The sequence below is a fragment of the Nitrospira sp. SG-bin1 genome (genome assembly GCA_002083365.1).
Taxonomy (GTDB): domain Bacteria; phylum Nitrospirota; class Nitrospiria; order Nitrospirales; family Nitrospiraceae; genus Nitrospira_D.
Genome location: LVWS01000046.1, coordinates 1 through 19,131, shown reverse-complemented (window position 1 = coordinate 19,131; position 19,131 = coordinate 1). Strand labels below are relative to the sequence as shown.

Here is a 19,131-nt window from a genome sequence, read left to right as displayed (position 1 = left end):
ATGAACATCGGCCCCACCACCGCCGCCACCAATGCAAAGGAGGTGGCCTGGTTATACAGCGGCAACCGCGTCTGCGCATACAGATAGCTCGCCACCCCGCACGTGATGTACAGCGGGAACGTCCCGTAGAACGCCACGATGTGGCTCGCCGTGAAGCTCGTGTCCCGGATGATCACTTGATGCCACGCCGCATCCTGCTCCAGTGTGTAGCTGCCCGCGTAGTACACTCCCCAGATGTAACACACCAACCACCCCATCCAGTAAAAGTACCGCTTCAGCTCCAGCTTCGGATCGAGATTGGCCAGATTTCGGTCGCGTGTGGTCCAGATCCATCCGATGGTCACCGCAAAGAACAGCGCGTTCGCAATGATGTTAAACCGCCACAACCCCATCCACACCGAATCGAATTCCGGGGTCATGGAGTCCAACCCGTGCGAGTACCCGAACGCCCGCTGGTACAGCACCCAAAACACCCCGATCCCCAGGATCGCCAACCAGCCGATCTTCACCGGCTTTGAGTCATACCACTCCGAGATGTCATACCCCTTCTCACTGGCCGCCATAAGAAAACCTCCTTGTTGGACGAACCTCCGCATCGATGAACTTTTTATGAATGGCTGAGACCTGCCAACTCTTCAACCACTTTGATTGGAGTCATGACAGGGCATAATCAGCCAATATTGCCTCAGCTGCTTTCCGGCCCGACAACAGCGCCCCATCCAGCGTACCGCTTTCCCGGTAATCGCCACACAGGTAGACCCCCGCAGCCGCGCGCGGTTGGGCTACGCGGTTCCCCGGTGAAAGCAGCTCTATTGGAGGCAGCGCTCGGTGAATGTGATCCGTCCGGAGATGACGCCACTCATCGACTTGCGAGCCGAACCAGGATTGAAGAAACTGCCGCACCGCTCGCGGAGCATCATCGTGTGCCCCAATCTGTTCGGTCGTGGTCACAGAGATCAAGGCTCGCCCAGTCGGCGCGTACGACGGCGCCGCTTCACTCAGCACGCAGAGCGTTCGGACCATCCCAGTACCTTCCCCGTTCAACATCAACCAGGGTCCGCGCTGCGGAGCGGCCGGCGCATCGAAATAGAGCGTCATCGAACCACGCGCTGAGGGGGTTGGTACGTGCTCCCCACGCAAACGGGTGGCGGTCGCGTCATCTGTCGCTAGCACCAGCACATCACCCGTGAGCTGTTCCCCGGACTCCAACACCACACTTGGTCCCTGAATGTGTTGTACGGCTTCGTTGAGGCGAATTGTCCCCGGAGGTAAAGAATCCGCAAGCTGCCGTGCGATGGCGCCCATGCCGTCTCGAGGCAAGGCCGTTGCGCCTCGGCAAAAGGCACCCCACACCAGCTCAAATACCCAGCAGGGTGTTGTCAGCGCCGTCTCCAAAAATACGCCGCTGAGAAATGGACGGAAGAAACGCGTCACCATGGCGTCCGAAAATTGATAGGCCTGCAAGACTTCGTAAGTCGGACGGGCGGGGTCTCCCATCTCAGAGCAGAGGCGTTGCTGCAATGCGTCCCGTCGCATCCGCAACATCCGCAACTTGTCGGCGAGCGAGCCGATAGGGCCGACCAATGTCTGAACCAGATCTCGCGGTCGGCGAAAAAGATCGCTCAGCACATGAAAGCGTCCGCCATAGCGAATGAGCGCTCCGGGGTGAAAAGGCATGAGATCCAACATGCCATAGTTCAGCGCTTTGCGCGCTTCCGGATAGCCTGTGAGAAGAACCTGGAACCCGCGATCGAGCTGAAATCCCTCTACGCGATCCGTGCGGACACGCCCACCGATGCCGTCGGAAGCTTCAAGCACCATGCATGCGAGGCCCGATTGTGTCAGTCGACGTGCGCAGGCCAATCCGGCAAGACCGGCGCCAATTATGATCGCGTGTGGGGTAGCGTGCTTCATATGGCATTCACGTTGAAACTAGAACCTCTGCCACGATCGATTCTTGATGAGTTTTGGTCTCTTGAGACACTGCATAGGCAAAGTCTTCCACGTAATTTCAAGTTCCCTGCTTCTCAAAAAGACCGTGTCACGAGCATCTCTGTAGCTGCCTTGTCACGGTCTTTGCGATGAGTTGTGAGTCGAATGGCCATGTAGCGCAATTCGATCTCAGGATACTTGAGTCCCAGCATCCGACAGATTGAGGCCGCGCCAGTCCGGTTTGCAGAAGAGCAGGTGTACGGCGCTGATTGAACGTTCAAGGAAGCCTCCTTCACAGTAGGAGAGATAGAAGTCCCACAGCCGGATAAATTCCGGCTGATAGCCGAGCACCTTAATCTCCGGAAGCTTCTCGACCATGTTCCTCCTCCAAGCCCGAAGTGTAGGAGCATAGTGGGCTCCGATATCTTCAAGGTGAATCAACCCCAGATCGCCGACTTTCGCCGACGCCCCTGTCAGCGCACTCACGGATGGGATGCAGCTGCCGGGGAAAATGAAGCGCTGAATGAAGTCCACGGAGCGCCTTGCCCGTTCATAGAATCGTTCGTCGATGGTGATGCCTTGGATGAGGGCCAGTCCCTGCGGCTTCAACATGCGGCTGCAGATCTCGAAAAACGTCCTGTAGTACTGATGTCCGACGGCCTCGATCATTTCGATAGATACGAGCTTGTCGAATTGCACGCCGAGCTTGGGTAAATCCCGATAATCCGTGAACAAGACCGTGACTCGATCGCTTAGGCCGGCCTCCCGCACTCGTTGCAGTGCCATGTCATACTGCTGCCGTGAAATCGTCGTGGTTGTTACATGGCACCCATAATGAGAAGCAGCGTGAAGCGCGAATCCACCCCAGCCGGCGCCGATTTCAATCACACGGTCGCTCGCCGATAAGTGCAACTTGCGGCAAATGCGATCGTTCTTCGCCCGTGAGGCCTCCGCGAGGGTGGACTCTGGTCGTTCAAAGTAGGCACAGGAATACATCATCGTCTCGTCAAGCATGAGCCGGAAGAACTCGTTTCCCAGATCGTAATGGGCGGCAATGTTCTTCCTGCTGCCGGCTTTTGTATTACGCTTCCGCCAATGAACTGCTTTGAGCAAAGGATAGGACATCCGCGCAATGCCTTCTTCCATGCTGTCCAAGAGCGCACGATTCTTGACGAAGATCCTGACCAGCGCCGTGAGATCATCACAATTCCACCAGCCCCGGCCGTAAGCATCACCCACTCCCACGGTGCCCTCTAGCGCAATATCCGTATAGACGCGAGGATCGTGAATCGTCACGGTGGCCTCCAGCTGGCAGTCTGAGGTGATGCGGCCAAACTGGAAGCGTTCCTGATCTTCTTGAATGGTCACTGTCCCGGACCGGAGCTTCGACAGTCGAGCCAAGACGAGGTGACGCGTGAGGCGGTAGAGCCCAGGCGCTCGCGTCGAAGAGCTTCGACGGTTACTCGATCGATGGCTGAATGCACGACCGGACGTCATCGTCTGGCTCCTCATGATGGTGTCTGACTCGTCGCCACAGGCGACGGCTCCGTTCGCTTCTTGGGGTGCGCATAAAACGGGGCACCCTTCATCCACAGTTTCAAGGCCTGCCAACGGATGGCGCTGATGACCTTGGCTGTCATCAGAGGATACTGGACGAGCACGCGAGCGAGGGCCGTGCCAGAGATTTCCCGCCGTTCCAGTTTCATCGTTGCATCGAAAAACGGCTGACCTTTGCGAAGATTTTCCATGTGGATCGCCAGCTGCGAGGTCGGTTCGGTGAATCGCCAGTCGTACGCCACATCCATGTCGATAAACGGCGAGATATGGAATATCTTGTCGAACTGATAGCGCTTCTTCCTCCCGCTGGCGCGATTCTGTTCGGAACTCAGTACGTAACAGTGTCGCTCGCCCCAAGGTGTATTCGTGATTTCAGCGACGATGGTCTCAACGCAACGATCGGATCGGTCATAGCAAAAATAGAAACTGACGGGATTGAAGACGTACCCAAAGTAGCGGAGATGGGTCAGAAGACGGATCGGTCCAGCCGGCTGACTGCCTGTTCTCTCCTCCACGAGTTGTCGGATCGATCCACCCAAGGGAATGGTTGGATCGCCAACATGGTCCGCGCGGTTAAACGATGCAAGATTGGTTCGGTTAACAGACCAGAACCACCGATTCTGAAACAGGGTCGGCAATTCGTCCAGGTCTACATACATCATGAATAACCGGTAGGTGAACGCGTGCGACACCGGACTGAACCGCCGGTGCCGAACGTGTCCCGTATAGATCGCGCTTTTCATGATGAGAGGCCCTTCCCGAATGGTTTACAGACGGTCAGAGCACTGTTCACTCCATCCTCGTGAAACCCAAAACCCCAGTAGGCACCGCAATAGGACGTCCGGTTGACACCGTTAATCTCGCCGTGGCGCCTCTGTGCGGCAACGGCTTCCGGGGAATACACTGGATGATGATAGGTGATGCGATGGAGGATCGCCGCAGGATTGATCGATTGTGTGTGATTGAGCGTGACGCAGAACTCGCAGGGTGCGGAGAGGTTCTGCAACTTATTCATGTGGTACGTCAGAACTGCTCGATCCGGCTGTGCGCCAAGCAGATGGTAATTCCATGCGGCCCAGGCGAGTCTCCGTTTGGGTAGCAACGACGTGTCCGTATGCAAGACCGCTTCATTCTCTTGATAATGAATCGCACCTAACACCTCCTTTTCCGTCGGTGAAGGATCGGCCAGCATCGAGAGGGCTTGATCGCTGTGTGTCGCGATGATGACGTGGTCGAAGCGTAAGGCCCGGTACGCTTGGCGTTCGATATTGGCGCGAATCTCGACATAGTCTGGAAAACGACCGATTGATTCGACCGGGGAGTTGAGATAAATCCGATGACGGAACGGCGCGACGAGTTTCTCAGCATACCGTTGCGATCCACCTTTAATGACCCGCCAGGTCGGCCGATCATCGACCGAAAGCATGCCGTGGTTTTTGAAAAACTGGATGAGGTACCGGGCCGGGAATCTCCACATGGTCTCATGGCTGGCTGACCAGATCGCGGCTCCCATCGGGACGATGTAGTGATCGATAAACTCGCGCGAATAGTGCTGAGATTCGAGGTGCAGACCCAATGTCGGACCCGGCTCAGGCTGATTCAGCAGTGAAAGGGATTTCCTGTTGAATCGCAGGATGTCTCGTATCATTCGGTAGAACGAGGGGCGAAACAGGTTCCGGCGTTGGGCAAAGAGGGTGTTAAGTGTCGTGCTGTTATACTCCAGACCCGTCCGCTCACAGGTCACGCTGAAACTCATATCGCTCGGCTGCGATGCCACACCGAGTCGGTTCAGCAGTTGGATGAAGTTCGGATAGGTCCAGTCGTTGAACACGATAAAGCCCGTATCCACCGCATAGGTCCGATCGTCTAGCTGCACCTTGATCGTATTAGTGTGTCCACCGATGTAGTCGGCGGCCTCGAAGACCGTGATCTCATGGTCGTGGTGGAGCAGATAAGCAGCCAACATTCCCGAGATACCTGTACCGATAATCGCAACCCTCATAAGGCCTCCGCTCCTCATTGGATGGCTGACAGTGCGCTCGGTCTCACTCCTTTCCCCGTTGTGGCACCTTCTGGACTTTTGAGATGTCGTAGCCTTCTGCGGCAATGAATTCTAGAAAATGCTGGTAGTCCGCATCGGGAAGCTGCGGTGTGCGTGCCATCAACCACACGTAATCACGATCGATTCTCCCGATAATGGTCTGGCTGTACGCGCTATCCACATAGAGGATGCGATAGTCGGCTTTGATCGGCCAGATGAACTGCATACCCCAGACTGCGTGTGATTCTTTATTGAGAACGTAGCCGGTCGGATGGTAGGTCTTTAGTTCTCCGTCGAAGCTGCTCTTGCGGAAACTGAAAGTCGTGGCCACGGTTCCGTCCTGGGCCAGGCGGTAGGATTCCATGGCGTTGTAGGCGTCCTTCTCGAGAAACGTCGGAATATTGGCAATGACATACCAATCCCCCATGAATTGCTCCAAGTCCACGGTCTTGGCGGTGCGCATGGGTGGAGGGCTGCTACAGGCTGCGAATGGGATCAGAAGGCCGAGCATCAATAATGTCGGTATGACAGATAACATGGTTCCCTCACTGAAGCTGGTACCGAAGGGCGTCCCCCTTTTTCGTGGTGGATTGCAGGGCAACCCATCTCCCATTCAGGGTGTACCAGAGATCGATCGTGAACTTGTCCGTGACGATGCGGCGGTGCGTGGCTCGCGTCGGGACACCCTGCACGGGGATTGTCTCTTCGCCCACCGCAAGAATGGACGCGGGTTGATGTTCACCGGTCTGCGAATTCAGCAATCGCTCGCCTGTCATCCACTCCGGGTTCTAGTAGGCAAAGGTCTTGATACATCCCTCGGCGATCCAGTTCCCGCCCTGTGTCCGCACCCACATCTTCCCGTTCCGAAAGATTCCGTTTACGAAGAAGGATTCGCCGTTATCGTCCGTCTCCGCGTGAATTTCACGCAGGCACGCTCCCTCCCATATTTCGACGTTGGTATGCCGATAGGTATAGACGGTGATGTACAGAAACTTGACCGTGAACTTCGCGTCTACCCGGACCTGGGTCCGCTCGCCTTCCGTAGAAAGGTCAAAGCGCTGGTGTCCGATTTCATCCTTGCCGAGGAAGACCTTGAAGTCGTAGGTTTGTGAGATGGCACCCCACGCTTGGTGCGATAAACCAGGGAGACACACATTTACGAGTGTGACTACCGCAATCCCAAGCCATCGAGGCGCAGAACACAGGTGAATCATACTGTTCCCCTATTAGCTGACGCGGACTCCTCGACACCTCGTCTTGGAGGGCCGGGAATAAACGCATTGGTCCGAGCCATATACTCTCGATACGCCGGTCTCCGCTCGACGATTGTCTGTTCCATGAGCGTGACCCCGGAAAATTGTAAGAGTACGTAGGTCAGAAGCAGCGGCCCGACGACCGTCCACCAGGCTCCCGTGGGCACCGCGAAGAGATAGAAGCCCCACCAGATCAGGCACTCTCCGAAGTAGTTGGGATGACGTGTGTAGCGCCAGAGTCCGTGGTCCATCACCTTACCCTGATTTGACGGATCAGCTTTGAATCGTGACAACTGCCAGTCCGCGATCGACTCGAAGAGCATGCCGATGGTCCACACAGTGACTGCCACGACGTCGAATGCTCCGATCTCAACGGGGACGGTGAGGGCCTGCCAGAGAGGCATGGAGATGATCCAGGCCAGCCCGGCTTGAAACCAAAAGACGATGCCCACGCTCTTGAGACCGAAATATGGTTGGTACTTCTCGCGGATATCGCGATAGCGCCGGTCTTCTGGCTCGCCCCAGTTGCGCCAGATGATATGACCGGACAGGCGCAGGGCCCAGAGAACGACCAGCGTGAGGATGAGCGGCGTTCGTCCCGTCGAGTGATCCGCTCCACTCGCATACACCAGCGCCGCGAGGACGAACATCGCGGCCCAGACTCCGTCGACAATACTCACATCACGCTTCAAGACACTGACGACCCATGTGAGTGTTGCGACGATGAGCATCGACGCCAACCCTGTGGCATAGAGTCCGGGATTCATGCTGCCCTCATCTCCAACTGATCTGCATGGCCGTCAAAGCGGATCGACAACGCCAGCAGTAGCGGCGTCAGCACCGCCCAGCCGATCGCCAAAGCTGTCAGGCCCGCTGGCATGTTTCCAAATTCCAACGCGCCGAGACGGAGGCCACCATAGTAGGCTGCTGGGCCGCCAAGAGCTCCCAACAAGACCGCGGTGAGCCAGTGCCCTCTCATCCAACGCAACGAGACATTCAGCAGCGTGGCGAAGAGTCCCCACATGGCCACGATCCAATAGGGGGCGATATTCGGCAGCAGGATTCCCGATGAATAGGTAAGCCAGCCCTGCCAGACCAGGATGCTGTCGAAAACCAGCCCTATGGCAAGCGCGACGAATACTAATTTGAGCTCCATCGTTGGTACGGGGGCGCGAAGGACGTGCGTGAGCACCACTCCCATCGTCACAAACAGGCCGATCCAGGGCTGGTGCGCGCCGGCACTTAACACGCAGCTGAACCAGCCGATCTGAAAGAGCACGACATTACTCGCGACCATCATAGTGCCCATCGCCATCAAGTCCCTGCGCCGGATTTTTCAAACAGATAGTGGCTGATCCCCCACTCTTGGCCCTGCTCGTAGCCGAACAACTCAGCACAGGCCATGAAAAACATGCGCCACCGTACCCACCAGACTGCTGCCTGTGCAGAACCGTAGGTGCGTTCCAGGAATGGCCACAGCGCCTCTTGAGAGTCGTCCATATTGGTCAGCCACGCGTTAGCTGTCTTCTCATAGTGCGTGCCGTCCCACCGCCAACGCGCGATGCAGGTGAGGTGATCCTGACAGGCCAGCGGCAAGCGATCGCTCGGCATCATCCCGCCCGTGAAAAAATAACGACTCATCCAGTCGGTGGGGCCTCGGTCTTCGAACAAGTACGGAATGGCACGATGCGCGAACACATGCATGAAGAATCGCCCGCCTGGTTTGAGCCATTGTCGAACACGTGCAAACAGTTCGGGCCAGTTCCGCATATGTTCGAACATTTCCACCGACACTACCCGATCGAACCGCTCATGATCGACGTCAAAGGTGTTCATATCGCAAGTCACCACTCGCAGCCGGTTCTGCAGATCCAGCGCTCTGGCTTGAGTTTCGATATAAGCCCGTTGCGAGTGGGAATTGGAAACCGCCGTGATGTGGGTGTTTGGATAGTGGGTCGCGATCCATAGTGTGAGGGATCCCCAGCCGCATCCCAGGTCCAAAATCGTTTGCCCATTCCTCACGTCGGCATGGAAGCAGGATTCACGGAGCCCTTCGACTTCTGCCTCGGCTAACGAGGCCACCCCTGCGGGCCAGAATGTGCCGCTGTATTTGAGGTGAGGGCCAAGAATCAGTTGGAAGAACTCGGCAGGGATTTCATAATGCTGATCGTTGGCTTTCTCCGGCACCAGGGCGATGGGCGCACGGCACATCTGCTCGATGAAGTGTTCTTCGTGGCGGGCTGTCGATTGGGCATCGCCCGCGTGGATCTCACCGAGACGCTGCTTCAGCAAGTGCCGAATTCCACGGCGGATCGCCCTATCAGGGCCTAAGCCACGTTCGGCCAGGTTCAATAGAAGACTCGTAAGATGTCGCATAGTGGAAGTCTCCTACAGGCTCACACGTTCCCTGCTCCGTGATATGAGATAGTGTCACGACCATCTCCGTAGCTGCTCCGTCAACGTTTTTGAGATCAGCTGCAAATCGAACGGCCAGGCATAGCGCAATTCGACAGAGGGATACTTCGGCCGCAAGTGATCCAGGATCTCGGGTATCTCGACTTCCGAATGTGATCCGCCCGGGGTGAACATCGTGGTCAACACGGTGATGGATGCCGCGCCTTGTTTAACCAAATCCTCCACTGCTTCTTCCAACGTCGGCGTGCAGAATTCATTGTAGGCCATCGCAAACAGCACACCGTTCAGATGTGGGCGAAGGACGGCCCCCACTGCTTCCAGTCCTGATTGATAGGGGTCGGTCACGGCCGTCCTCGGCCATCGGCGGATCTTCTGATCCAATTCGAGCTCTTCTACGGTCGGCGGCATCTTCGCCGCTCGCCGTTGCGCCTCCAGTCGTTTCAATCTCGTCACCAGATCTTGCGGGCAATCTTTCGGGATGCCGCCATGCCCGACCAGAACAACCCCTCGCTTTTCGCTTGTCATGAACCCTCCTAAACGTGGTTTCTGAGCATCAGCTCCTTGGGATGTGGATTGAGATACACTTGGTCTCGGACGTAGCCGACGTCGAATGTCTGGACGTAGTGCTTGATCAGCGTCAGCGGAACGATCAAGGGCGTGAGCCCTCGATGATAGTCGTCGATCACTGCCAGGAGCTCGGCCTTTTCGTGAGCCTTCAATTGGCTCTTGAAGTAACCTGCAAGATGATGCAGGACGTTCACATGTTTGCGGCTCGTCGCCTTCACGGTCAAGGTCTTCATGAGAAGTTCACCGTACTTGAAGGTCAGTTCCTTGGGGCGATACCGCTCGACTTGGCCGACCAGCCGACCCATCGTCTCGTAGTGCTGCTGGCTGTGGGCGAGGAGCAAATACTTGTGAATCGTGTGGAACCGGACCAGAGCTTGTCTCGAGATGCCGTTCCGCACGAGATCTTGGAATCGGCGGTAGCAGAACACCCGTTCGATGAAGTTCTCCCGAAGCGAAGCGTCGCAGAGTCGACCTTCCTCCTCGACAGGAATCAGTGGAAATTCCTGTCTAAAAGCTTTGGCGAAGATGCCAGCCCCACTGTGGCTGGGCATCCCCTGGAGTGTGTACACACGCACCCGTTCGACTCCGCAACTGGGTGAGCCCCTCTTGAAGACGAAGCCGGAGAGGTCCAGTTTCTTGAGGGAGTCGAGACGCTCCTCCACCATCGTCTCCATCGCTTTGGTGTGATCCTGCTTACTCGTGATGGTCATCAGCCGTGGGTGATGGGGATTGCCCACCAACCGCATGGCCTCACGTGGAATGCCCAATCCGGCTTCTACTTCTGGGCATACTGGTACCCACTCGACGTAGCGACCCAGCACGTCGGTCAAGAATCGGTCCCTCTTGTGTCCTGCGTCAAAGCGAACTTCGTCTCCGAGGAGACATCGACTAATGCCTAAGCGGATTGGAGAAGCCATCATTGTGTTACCTGCTGCTTGCCGAGATTCAAGTATTCCTGCCGCGCTTGGCGATGATCGACGATAGGGGCTGGATAATCACCCCCGATGCGACAGCCGTATCGACTCTGCTCGTCACGTGTCATGCAATGAGGCTCATGAATCCTCTTCGAAGGCACTTTTGCGAGCTCCGGGACGTAGAGGCGGATATAGGTTCCATCCGGGTCGAATTTTTTGCTCTGTAGTGCTGGATTGAATATGCGATAGCCTCGCATGGCATCCGTCCCTGTTGAGGCACACCACTGCCAATTTCCATTGTTGGCCGCCACATCGGCGTCGAGCAGGTGACGCATGAAGTACCGCTCACCGCTCTGCCAGTCGATCCGGAGATCCTTGATGAGGAACGATGCGACGATCATTCGAACACGGTTGTGCATCCACCCGGTCCGATTCAGTTGCCGCATGCCTGCATCCACGATCGGATAACCGGTTTGTCCATCGCACCAGGCTTGAAACAGTCGTTCCCGCTCCGGACCATGGTTTCGCGATGGCGGTACCGCTGCGTTCCGATATGGCCCGGCGACGACATGAGGAAACGCCGTGAGGACCTGTTGAAAGAATTCACGCCAGATCAGTTCATCGATCCAGGTCAGGACGTCCGGGCGGGAGACGGGAGTTTTACGGCGGCATAGGCTTTCCAACGCCGCATGCACGGCCATCCTCGTAGACAGCGTGCCGAACCGAAAATGGGGGGACAGCTTCGAGCTGCCCTCGACCGCAGGTCGGTTCCGACCCTCGGCATACCGGTGGAGGGGCCCTTCGACGAACGAACGTAATTGTTCCCGGGCACGACGCTCTCCTGGTTCGATCCACGGAATGAGGTGATCGTAGCCTAGTTCGTTAGCCGTTGGGAGCGGTGATGGTGACAAAAGGACAGCTTTCTTCATGGTTGTAGAGGGATGAGGAACAACACGTATCGTTGGTTTGACCGCATGCCACGTGGCCCACCACCGGGCACGATACGCGCTATAGCGCTGCATCGGTTCTCCAGTGACGCCGCGCACCTCTTCTGCTTCAAACACCACATGATCCTTAAAGGTCTTGGAAGCAATGCCTTCTCGAGCCAGCCGGTCCTGCAGGGCCCGATCTCGCGCCAGGGCGCGCGGTTCATAGTCTCGGTTCCAATACACCGCATCGGCTTCCCACTCTAGAGCCGCTCGAAAGACTTCGTCGACTTGGAACCCACGACGCCACTGCAGAGTGAGCCCGAGCCCTGCAAGGGATGCTTGGAGCTCATCCAAGCATCTCAGCATGAAGTTCACGCAGGCCGCCCCGAACTCATGCGACTGCAGCAACGGCTCATCGAACACGAACAGCGGAATGACGTCGGTACATTCCTCACAGGCCACGGTCAATGCCGGTTGGTCGGCGAGGCGAAGATCTCTTCTGAACCAGACGATTCCGCGCACGAGCAACCCCTTTCACTCAGTTTTAAGGCACCGGGTTTCCATGGGAATCCGAGGGCCCTCTTGAGAGCTTGTCACCAGCCACTCGCGTGATGGACAGCTCACGGAGGCCGTTTTCATCCTTGACCACGACCTTCACGGCGGTCCCTGCTTCTCCTCGAATCATCCTGACCACTTCCTCATAACGTTTTCCCTTTACGGGTGTTCCATCAACACTCACGACCTCGTCCCCATGTCCGAGTCCCGCCCGGTGGGCAGGTCCCTCAGGATGGACCATGCCGACATACAGGATGGCGGGATCGCCGATCCGCTCGGCGCCGACCTGGAGGGAAATACCGATGATACCGTGAGAGAATTTCGTATCGTCTCTATGCCCATAAGGAGCCTGGCTCGTGTGTTGGTCGGCCAGGGCTGTGCCGGTGATCAGTAGGGCCGTCATCAAACCTGTCGCAACGTGGAAACCGGTGATTCGCATTAGCGCACCTCCTATTCATGACTCAAGTGGTTACCGAAGACTCGCCAATCCGAGCAAACATAGTGCTGCGACGGCGAAAAACCCCATCATCAATCCGCAACGTACGTTGCGAAAGCTCTCATGAGCCAACCTCCTCGTGGGTGACCTCAAATGATCGCTCCTGGTATGGTGCCGCTGCGCGGTTCATGTCACCTGTTCAGCGGCGATCGGCTTCTTGAGCGCGGCTCGCAAGGCCGGTTCGAGAGTCGGATAGTGAAACGCATAGCCTTCCGCCATGGCCTTCGCGGGAATCACTCGCTGGCCGGTTGTCATGAGTGTCCCCAATTCACCAAGCAGCATGTTCAACGCAAACCTTGGAACGGGAAGCCATGATGGTCTGTGAAGCACATGCCCGAGAACTTCACAAAATGTATTCATCCTCACGGGCTCCGGCGCGACGGCATTGATCGGGCCGGAAACCGTCGGCGTAGTAAGTGCCCATTGGATCAGACCGATGTGGTCACGTCGGTGAATCCAGGAGACCCACTGGTTCCCCGGCATGATCGGACCCCCTGCGTACAACTTGAACGGCAATACCATTTTGGCTAGTGCCCCGCCGTCTTGTTCCAGCACCATGCCGGTTCGTAACAGCACGACGCGCGTGCCGAACTCCGCGGCGCGAAGGGCCTCGGCCTCCCAGGCGAGGCACAGATCGGCTAAGAAACCGTGGCCTCGCGGCGCTCCTTCATCCAGACGGCGATCGTCGCTGGCGCCGTAATAGCCGATGCCGGAAGCGCTGATGAATATGGCGGGTTTGGAGGAACAGCGCGAGAGGGCTTCGACCAAGAAGCGAGTAGTCAGGACACGACTATCAGCAATGAGTTGCTTTCGCGAGTCAGTCCAACGCGCATCGGCGATCGGTGCCCCTGCGAGGTTAATGACGGCATCGACTCCTTCAAGTACCTGCTCCCAGGGTCCCCTATCCCGCCCGCTCCATTCAACTGCAGTCATATTCGGCTCCAACAAGCGTGATGCTGTGACAGCATTTCTCGTGAGGATGCTGACCCTATGGCCTCCCTGGATGAGGGCGAGGCACAGCGCCCGGCCGATGAATCCTGTTCCTCCAGTCACGACTATTTTCATAGGTCTATCTCCTGGCCACGCCGATCAATACGGCGCATTCGTTCGTTGTCCATTCCGACGGCGGGGGTTTAGTTCCTGAGCCGACCTGTCTTGTCCAACCCGGCGCGTAACGGCAACGGTAACCGTCTGAAAGAGTCCGGCCAACGGCACACCTGTCAGAAATCCCATCATGACCAAAAAAATGAAGCTCATATCCATGTTAGTTCCCCTTTCAGCGGTCCAGAGAGTAAATCTTTTCCAGGGGGGATGACGGTTCGCCGAGGTGACAGGACCCCATAAAATGAGGATCCTGTCTCCTCGGCAGGTGACGCCGTGCGGAGTTCCGACGTCACCTGGATGCAGGAACCGGCCTCCCGAATTGTTTTGTTGCCGATATGTTCCATCGAGACATCTCCGCGATCTAGTGCGCCGGCTGAGGTGCCTGTTCGAGACTACGTGCGCAACGAAATCCTGTGCCATGGGTCTGGAGAGCGAATCCCCCACGGCCACGCGCTGTTGTGGTGATGTCGGATGCCGGACTACGCCAGGACCCGCCGCGAATCGAACGAACCACTCCATTCTTGTCAGGACCGGGAGGATTTCGGTAGGGCGCGTCCTTGTAGTATTCCGGCTCGTACCAATCCGAGACCCACTCCCTGACATTGCCGGCCATATCGTGCACGCCGTACGGGGAGTCGCCGTCCGGCAATGAACCGGCTACGTGCAGCGTGTGCTCTTCATCCCATTCCCGATCAAAGTTAGCGCGCTTTTCGGTCGAGGGCTCATTACCCCAGGGATAGAGACGGCCGTCTGTTCCACGAGCAGCCTTTTCCCACTCCGCTTCCGTCGGAAGTCGTTTTTTCGCCCACGCGCAATAGGCCTTGGCGTCATACCACGTTGTCTGCACAATGGGTAACTGCTCAATCCCATTAGTGGACGTAAGGGAACCTGTGCCGTACGGATTCGGAGGCGGGCGATGGCCGGTGGATTTCACAAAGGCCATATAGCGTTCATTCGTCACTTCGACTTGATCGATGAGGAACGCATCGAGGTACACGGCTCGCTGCGGCCACTCATCGGCTCGTCCGGTTCCCTCTGGAGAGCCCATCAAGAATTCACCGGCCGGGATCGTGACCATCGGAACGAGGTCAACCTCTTTCGACGCGGACAGTACGTCCATGGCGAACCACTGTATGAAGGCTATGGCTGCGACTAACGCCATGGTCGTTCTAGATAGTAGAGTTGGGTAGTGACGGAGGCGGGGTGTCATTTCTTCGGCTCCTTGCTACCCTCAATGGCTTGGGTCGTATGCAATTGAACTTGCTTGATGAGATGCTCCACTCGGCGCTTGTCGCCATGTTCGGCAGCCTCTTGGGCTTGGGTAATGAGCGTACGCGCCTCGTGCAAATGTTCCTCGATCTCTGCCTGTAATTTCGGCGAGGCTACGGTGCCCTCGAGTGCCGCACGGTGGTACAGTTCCCAAGCATGGTCTACGTCATGTTCGGCTTCGTGCACGGCTCTCGCGCTTTCCTGGTGTGGGTGAACGATCGAGTCTATAGGCCCGGCTACCGAAGCCGAGGAACCGAAGAGCGCGATGAGAATAGTCCCGACAACCAGAAATCGCCTGCATCTCATAGCTGCGTCTCCATCACGGTGATCCCGCAAATAGTGAGAGCCTTTGAAGGCCGGCTGAACGCTTGGCGCATCTTTACTTCTTCTTCATGCTTTTCGTGATGAGTTCGCGCGTGGCCAGATATTCGTGGTTGCTGGGGTCGACAGCTAGTGCTTTCTCTATCGAGAGCATTGCGTCGGCATGTTTTTCAGCACCCATCGCCACGAGCGCCTGAATAAAGGCATCACGACCTTCTTGCATCGCCTCGTCAGGAACTGTCTGTGCCGACTTGGCGCAGCGAAATCCTAGACCGACTCCATATGAATTATTGTCCGGTTGATTCCAGAATCGATGGCTTGTATGGAGTGAGGTTTCCGGAGCGAGCCATGAACCTCCTCTGAGAACCTTGACCGGTCCCTGTTTCGCGAAGTTATAGCCCTGGTCGGCGCCCCTGGGATTCAGTGCAACGCTCTGCTTGTAGTACGAGGGGTCATACCAATCGTCCACCCATTCGAAGACATTGCCAGCCATGTTATAGACGCCGTAACCACTCATGCCTTCGGGGTAAGAATCGACCGGCATCGTTCGGCCCACGTTCTGACCATAGTTGGCTTTTTCACGATCAAGTCTGTGGCCCCAGGGATAATGTCTATCCCCTTCAGGACCTTTGGCAGCACGCTCCCACTCCGCTTCGGTTGGAAGGCGTTTTCCTTCCCACTTACAGAACGCGTTTGCGTCGGTCCAACTGACGCCGACGACCGGTTGATTCGGCTTGCTGAGCCTGGGGTCATCCCAATAGGCCGGTGCGGGATGATTGGCGGCCTTCATGAACTCCTTATAGCGGGCATTGGATGTTTCGAACTTGTCGATCCAATAGTGATCGAGCACAACCTGGTGTTTAGGTTCGTCCGAATGCTCGTTACTTCCCATCGTGAACTCACCTTTAGGAATCAGGACCATGTCCTTGTTGGCGCTTGGCAGGTCTGCTGCTGCTACGAGTGAGATGGCTCCTGCCATGATCACCATCCCTATGACAAGGTGAAGGATTGTGTGACTCCGCATAAGAACCTCCCTGTCCCAAAATAAATGAACAAGACTTTTACAGTGGTGCTCCAAGCTTTCTCGCCTGATCTGATTCCGTGCGAGACTGAAGCCTCATTGATTCGTGACGAAGCCGACGATTCTGCAAAATGACGGAATCGATGATTTCACCGCACTGCACACATCGTCTCGAAGTAAACGCATGTTTTACGGGGTCGTTGGAGAACTCCGGACTAAACTCCGCCACCATAAGGCCGCCGCACCGGCTGCATGTGTTGGTGAGTCCGCTCAGCGTCATTGCCATGGGTCCCCTCCATGATGATGTTATGTTCAATGTATGTCACATGGATGTCTAATGTATAATGCAATATGTCCACTGTGTCAATAGTTATGACAAAAATATTTGACAAAGATTAGACATCAATGTATATTGCAATAGAAGCGTATGAATACTCATAGAATTCATAGAGTTGCTAAACTCACCGGTCTTTCGAAGGACGTGATACGGGTTTGGGAGCGTCGATTTAGCCTCTTGAAGCCAACCAGGGGAGCCAATCGATATCGTAACTACACAGATGAAGATGTGACGCTGCTGAGGTATCTCAAGGAGCAGCTTGATGGCGGAGGGTCTATTGGAGAGTTATCTAAATTGGGGCGTGAAGAGCTGTTGACGCGTGCGCGTGCCAATGCGCCCCGAGTAACGGTCGTCGAGAACATGTTCTTCAGGCTGCTGCAGGAACTCGTTTCAACCTTGAATCCCCTGGATCGCGTGACATTCGAAAAGCGGTTAAATGGAGCGGTGGCGGTTGTACCTTTCGATGAAGCACTCCACGGTATCTTGCTCCCCCTCCAGGAACAGGTTGGACGCCTCTGGCACGAGGGGCATGTGAGCATTGCTGTAGAGCACTATGTTACGAGCCAGATCCAACAGAAGATCTTCTCAGCTATGAATCAGTTGCCTGTAGCCGAATTCGGAGTCACAGTCGTGGTTGCCTGCCCACCAGGTGAAGAACACGATATCGCCGCATTGGCGGTGGCCTATCACTGTCGTGTTCGTGGCTGTCGGGTCTACTATCTGGGAGCCAACGTACCAATAGCGGCATTGGCCAAACTCTGTACGGACATCAAGCCCGACCTTACGATCTTGTCCCTTCCCGTCCTACGTTCAGAGGACAATGTGACAGAGTTGATCCAACATCTTGTCGATGATGTGAGTCCATTCACCGATTTGGCGGTGGGTGGCCATGGCGCTGTTGCCGTGCGAGACCAGTTCCAGAATTCCCAGATTCACGTCCTTGATGGTTTCAACGATCTGGATAGTAAGTTGGATCGACTGATGCAAACGCCGGCTCTCCACCGTTGAGGAAGGAGGACTGTCGAAATGACGAGTTACCCACTCACGGTATTCTTCGACGGAGCCTGCCCCATTTGCGCTCGAGAGATTGCGCTCATGAACCGACTGGATAGGAAACGACGACTCGCATTCTGCGATTTTTCACTTCCAGAGTACGATGAAAGAGTGACGGGTTTTTCGCCAGCGGAGCTGGGGCAAGTCATTCATGCCCAATGGGCTGATGGACGTGTGATCACCGGTGTCATGGTGTTTCAGGCCATGTGGGAGGCAGTCGGTTTGGGATCACTGGCAAAACTGAGTCGTCTATCGGTTATTGAACCCCTCCTCTACAAAGGCTACGCATGGTTCGCTCGAAATCGATTGTGGTTGACTGGTCGTGCGAAAGACTGCTCAGGACATACATGTAACAGTCTGCATCCAAGCCGGTGAGCGTAGCTCTATAAAATATGCGGGTAGAATGCTGGTGTCTCATACTCATGAGTCTGGTGTTCATCGGTAAAATGCTACTCGAATCAAAGGCACCAGACAACTCACTTCTTAACGATCATCTGAGGTGATCGGCCCACGAACGCACCACACGGGATAGGTGTAGATCTTCATGAAGCTGAGTACGTTACCGAGGAACGCGTCCACATATCGCGCGTACGACGGTTGATTGGCTTCCGGGACGACCGTCCAATAGGACGTGGGCTGAATGTTCAAGAATGGATGGCCAGGCGGGATATTGGGGATAGGAGAGTCAACGGCCGGTCCCACGAGACTGCGCATTTCGGCAGGGGCCGGCAAACGCCAGCCTTTTTGGCCACCGGTCGCCCGGGTTACGCAGGTGACACGGGCTTGGTTCCATGTCACGAATGTCGGTTGGGGAGAGAGTTCCCATACGAGGCCTGTCTCCTTATCGAGAACGGCCTCATTGTTGAAATGCGGTAAGATCACGAACCGCTGTGCCGCTGGATGGGCCTGTTGCCAATTTTTGATAATGCTGGCGATCAGTTCTTCTTTCTGCTGTGTGTGAGGATTCATGAATGTGTACGCCAGTAGGAGAAGCCCTCCTACGGCAATAAGAAGTATGAATCGTCCGGACCAGCTCGTTGGCACCATGGTGGTTACGATCGTGAGGAATCATTGTACGCAGCGTGGTATAAAAAACTCTAGACTCGACAAGATGAAAAATGATAGAAGATCTGTAACTGATTGATATCACAATACTAAATATGCAAGCCGGGATACTATTATCAGTTAGCATTAGGCAGTTGATTTGAGGTAGTATTTGAGAGGTCGATGAGTCGGAGAGAGTAGGAGAAGATTAGAAGGTCGGAGAATAGAGAGAAAGACGTTTTGTTAGAAAGTCAGAAGGGAGGGTACTACCATGGCGGCCAGTGAGAAGGGGTATGACATTTCGGAGTGGTATGACTCGAAGC

Annotated in this window: 23 protein-coding genes; 2 read left to right on the top strand and 21 right to left on the bottom strand. The window is 55.9% G+C overall.

The features are described 5' to 3' along the window. The 20 genes from A4E19_10690 to A4E19_10595 all read right to left on the bottom strand — a co-directional run. On the bottom strand, positions 1–563 hold a 563-nt coding region (locus A4E19_10690; GenBank protein ID OQW30154.1), incomplete at its 3' end, for a methane monooxygenase/ammonia monooxygenase subunit C. Positions 564–654: 91 nt separating this feature from the next. Then, positions 655–1,914 carry a hypothetical protein gene (locus A4E19_10685; protein ID OQW30153.1) on the bottom strand — a complete coding sequence of 420 codons (1,260 nt, stop codon included), beginning with the start codon at positions 1,912–1,914 and terminating at the stop codon, positions 655–657. A 207-nt stretch (positions 1,915–2,121) separates the two neighbouring features. Continuing rightward, the gene (locus A4E19_10680; protein ID OQW30152.1) at positions 2,122–3,429 is read right to left on the bottom strand and encodes a cyclopropane-fatty-acyl-phospholipid synthase; all 1,308 of its coding nucleotides are present in this window, start codon (positions 3,427–3,429) and stop codon (positions 2,122–2,124) included. 11 nt (positions 3,430–3,440) lie between these two features. Then, a complete protein-coding gene (locus tag A4E19_10675; protein OQW30151.1) occupies positions 3,441–4,232 on the bottom strand; it encodes a chromosome partitioning protein ParA in 792 nt (263 codons plus the stop codon). Continuing rightward, positions 4,229–5,491 carry an FAD-dependent oxidoreductase gene (locus A4E19_10670; protein OQW30150.1) on the bottom strand — a complete coding sequence of 421 codons (1,263 nt, stop codon included), beginning with the start codon at positions 5,489–5,491 and terminating at the stop codon, positions 4,229–4,231. The genes A4E19_10675 and A4E19_10670 overlap by 4 nt, the downstream gene beginning before the upstream one ends. A 43-nt stretch (positions 5,492–5,534) precedes the next feature. Further along, complete coding sequence (locus tag A4E19_10665; GenBank protein ID OQW30149.1) at positions 5,535–6,068, bottom strand: hypothetical protein; 534 nt, start codon at positions 6,066–6,068, stop codon at positions 5,535–5,537. A gap of 7 nt (positions 6,069–6,075) precedes the next feature. Beyond that, positions 6,076–6,306 (bottom strand): hypothetical protein, encoded by a 231-nt coding sequence (locus tag A4E19_10660; protein OQW30148.1) that lies wholly within the window; start codon positions 6,304–6,306, stop codon positions 6,076–6,078. Between the two features lie 12 nt (positions 6,307–6,318). Continuing rightward, positions 6,319–6,744: a hypothetical protein gene (locus A4E19_10655; protein ID OQW30147.1), complete on the bottom strand. Its 426-nt coding sequence runs from the start codon at positions 6,742–6,744 to the stop codon at positions 6,319–6,321. Next, the gene (locus tag A4E19_10650) at positions 6,741–7,550 is read right to left on the bottom strand and encodes a hypothetical protein (GenBank protein OQW30146.1); all 810 of its coding nucleotides are present in this window, start codon (positions 7,548–7,550) and stop codon (positions 6,741–6,743) included. Before A4E19_10650 ends, A4E19_10655 begins: the two co-directional genes overlap by 4 nt. Continuing rightward, a complete protein-coding gene (locus tag A4E19_10645; GenBank protein OQW30145.1) occupies positions 7,547–8,098 on the bottom strand; it encodes a hypothetical protein in 552 nt (183 codons plus the stop codon). Before A4E19_10645 ends, A4E19_10650 begins: the two co-directional genes overlap by 4 nt. Further along, positions 8,098–9,159: a cyclopropane-fatty-acyl-phospholipid synthase gene (locus tag A4E19_10640; protein ID OQW30144.1), complete on the bottom strand. Its 1,062-nt coding sequence runs from the start codon at positions 9,157–9,159 to the stop codon at positions 8,098–8,100. The genes A4E19_10645 and A4E19_10640 overlap by 1 nt, the downstream gene beginning before the upstream one ends. Positions 9,160–9,213: 54 nt before the next feature. Continuing rightward, complete coding sequence (locus A4E19_10635) at positions 9,214–9,723, bottom strand: hypothetical protein (protein OQW30143.1); 510 nt, start codon at positions 9,721–9,723, stop codon at positions 9,214–9,216. 8 nt (positions 9,724–9,731) lie between these two features. Next, on the bottom strand, positions 9,732–10,682 hold the full coding sequence (locus A4E19_10630; GenBank protein ID OQW30156.1) for a hypothetical protein: 951 nt from the start codon (positions 10,680–10,682) through the stop codon (positions 9,732–9,734). Then, positions 10,682–12,136 carry a hypothetical protein gene (locus A4E19_10625; GenBank protein ID OQW30142.1) on the bottom strand — a complete coding sequence of 485 codons (1,455 nt, stop codon included), beginning with the start codon at positions 12,134–12,136 and terminating at the stop codon, positions 10,682–10,684. Before A4E19_10625 ends, A4E19_10630 begins: the two co-directional genes overlap by 1 nt. 16 nt (positions 12,137–12,152) lie before the next feature. After that, positions 12,153–12,602, bottom strand: a complete 450-nt coding sequence (locus tag A4E19_10620; protein ID OQW30141.1) for a hypothetical protein — start codon at positions 12,600–12,602, stop codon at positions 12,153–12,155. Positions 12,603–12,785: 183 nt separating this feature from the next. Next, positions 12,786–13,724: an epimerase gene (locus tag A4E19_10615; GenBank protein OQW30140.1), complete on the bottom strand. Its 939-nt coding sequence runs from the start codon at positions 13,722–13,724 to the stop codon at positions 12,786–12,788. A gap of 400 nt (positions 13,725–14,124) precedes the next feature. Beyond that, positions 14,125–14,883, bottom strand: coding sequence for a hypothetical protein (locus tag A4E19_10610; protein ID OQW30155.1), 759 nt, complete (start codon positions 14,881–14,883; stop codon positions 14,125–14,127). Between the two features lie 86 nt (positions 14,884–14,969). Then, positions 14,970–15,338: a hypothetical protein gene (locus A4E19_10605; GenBank protein OQW30139.1), complete on the bottom strand. Its 369-nt coding sequence runs from the start codon at positions 15,336–15,338 to the stop codon at positions 14,970–14,972. 73 nt (positions 15,339–15,411) lie between these two features. After that, positions 15,412–16,377: a hypothetical protein gene (locus tag A4E19_10600; GenBank protein OQW30138.1), complete on the bottom strand. Its 966-nt coding sequence runs from the start codon at positions 16,375–16,377 to the stop codon at positions 15,412–15,414. 37 nt (positions 16,378–16,414) lie between these two features. Continuing rightward, a complete protein-coding gene (locus tag A4E19_10595; protein ID OQW30137.1) occupies positions 16,415–16,660 on the bottom strand; it encodes a hypothetical protein in 246 nt (81 codons plus the stop codon). Positions 16,661–16,888: 228 nt separating this feature from the next. On the opposite strand from A4E19_10595, the gene A4E19_10590 reads away from it, so the two are divergent. Further along, entirely contained in the window at positions 16,889–17,719 is an 831-nt protein-coding gene (locus tag A4E19_10590; protein ID OQW30136.1) for a hypothetical protein, read from the top strand. An 18-nt stretch (positions 17,720–17,737) separates the two neighbouring features. Then, positions 17,738–18,139 (top strand): hypothetical protein, encoded by a 402-nt coding sequence (locus A4E19_10585; GenBank protein ID OQW30135.1) that lies wholly within the window; start codon positions 17,738–17,740, stop codon positions 18,137–18,139. A 108-nt stretch (positions 18,140–18,247) separates the two neighbouring features. Here the strand turns inward: A4E19_10585 and A4E19_10580 are convergent, their stop codons facing one another. Further along, the gene (locus tag A4E19_10580) at positions 18,248–18,811 is read right to left on the bottom strand and encodes a hypothetical protein (GenBank protein OQW30134.1); all 564 of its coding nucleotides are present in this window, start codon (positions 18,809–18,811) and stop codon (positions 18,248–18,250) included. Positions 18,812–19,131: the final 320 nt, after the last annotated feature.

Coding starts and splice junctions, on each gene's coding strand:
- A4E19_10685 (OQW30153.1), bottom strand. CDS start 1,914: ATGAAGCACGCTACCCCACACGCGATCATAATTGGCGCCGGTCTTGCC.
- A4E19_10680 (OQW30152.1), bottom strand. CDS start 3,429: ATGACGTCCGGTCGTGCATTCAGCCATCGATCGAGTAACCGTCGAAGC.
- A4E19_10675 (OQW30151.1), bottom strand. CDS start 4,232: ATGAAAAGCGCGATCTATACGGGACACGTTCGGCACCGGCGGTTCAGT.
- A4E19_10670 (OQW30150.1), bottom strand. CDS start 5,491: ATGAGGGTTGCGATTATCGGTACAGGTATCTCGGGAATGTTGGCTGCT.
- A4E19_10665 (OQW30149.1), bottom strand. CDS start 6,068: ATGTTATCTGTCATACCGACATTATTGATGCTCGGCCTTCTGATCCCA.
- A4E19_10660 (OQW30148.1), bottom strand. CDS start 6,306: ATGACAGGCGAGCGATTGCTGAATTCGCAGACCGGTGAACATCAACCC.
- A4E19_10655 (OQW30147.1), bottom strand. CDS start 6,744: ATGATTCACCTGTGTTCTGCGCCTCGATGGCTTGGGATTGCGGTAGTC.
- A4E19_10650 (OQW30146.1), bottom strand. CDS start 7,550: ATGAATCCCGGACTCTATGCCACAGGGTTGGCGTCGATGCTCATCGTC.
- A4E19_10645 (OQW30145.1), bottom strand. CDS start 8,098: ATGGCGATGGGCACTATGATGGTCGCGAGTAATGTCGTGCTCTTTCAG.
- A4E19_10640 (OQW30144.1), bottom strand. CDS start 9,159: ATGCGACATCTTACGAGTCTTCTATTGAACCTGGCCGAACGTGGCTTA.
- A4E19_10635 (OQW30143.1), bottom strand. CDS start 9,723: ATGACAAGCGAAAAGCGAGGGGTTGTTCTGGTCGGGCATGGCGGCATC.
- A4E19_10630 (OQW30156.1), bottom strand. CDS start 10,682: ATGGCTTCTCCAATCCGCTTAGGCATTAGTCGATGTCTCCTCGGAGAC.
- A4E19_10620 (OQW30141.1), bottom strand. CDS start 12,602: ATGCGAATCACCGGTTTCCACGTTGCGACAGGTTTGATGACGGCCCTA.
- A4E19_10615 (OQW30140.1), bottom strand. CDS start 13,724: ATGAAAATAGTCGTGACTGGAGGAACAGGATTCATCGGCCGGGCGCTG.
- A4E19_10610 (OQW30155.1), bottom strand. CDS start 14,883: ATGGACGTACTGTCCGCGTCGAAAGAGGTTGACCTCGTTCCGATGGTC.
- A4E19_10605 (OQW30139.1), bottom strand. CDS start 15,338: ATGAGATGCAGGCGATTTCTGGTTGTCGGGACTATTCTCATCGCGCTC.
- A4E19_10600 (OQW30138.1), bottom strand. CDS start 16,377: ATGCGGAGTCACACAATCCTTCACCTTGTCATAGGGATGGTGATCATG.
- A4E19_10595 (OQW30137.1), bottom strand. CDS start 16,660: ATGGCAATGACGCTGAGCGGACTCACCAACACATGCAGCCGGTGCGGC.
- A4E19_10585 (OQW30135.1), top strand. CDS start 17,738: ATGACGAGTTACCCACTCACGGTATTCTTCGACGGAGCCTGCCCCATT.
- A4E19_10580 (OQW30134.1), bottom strand. CDS start 18,811: ATGGTGCCAACGAGCTGGTCCGGACGATTCATACTTCTTATTGCCGTA.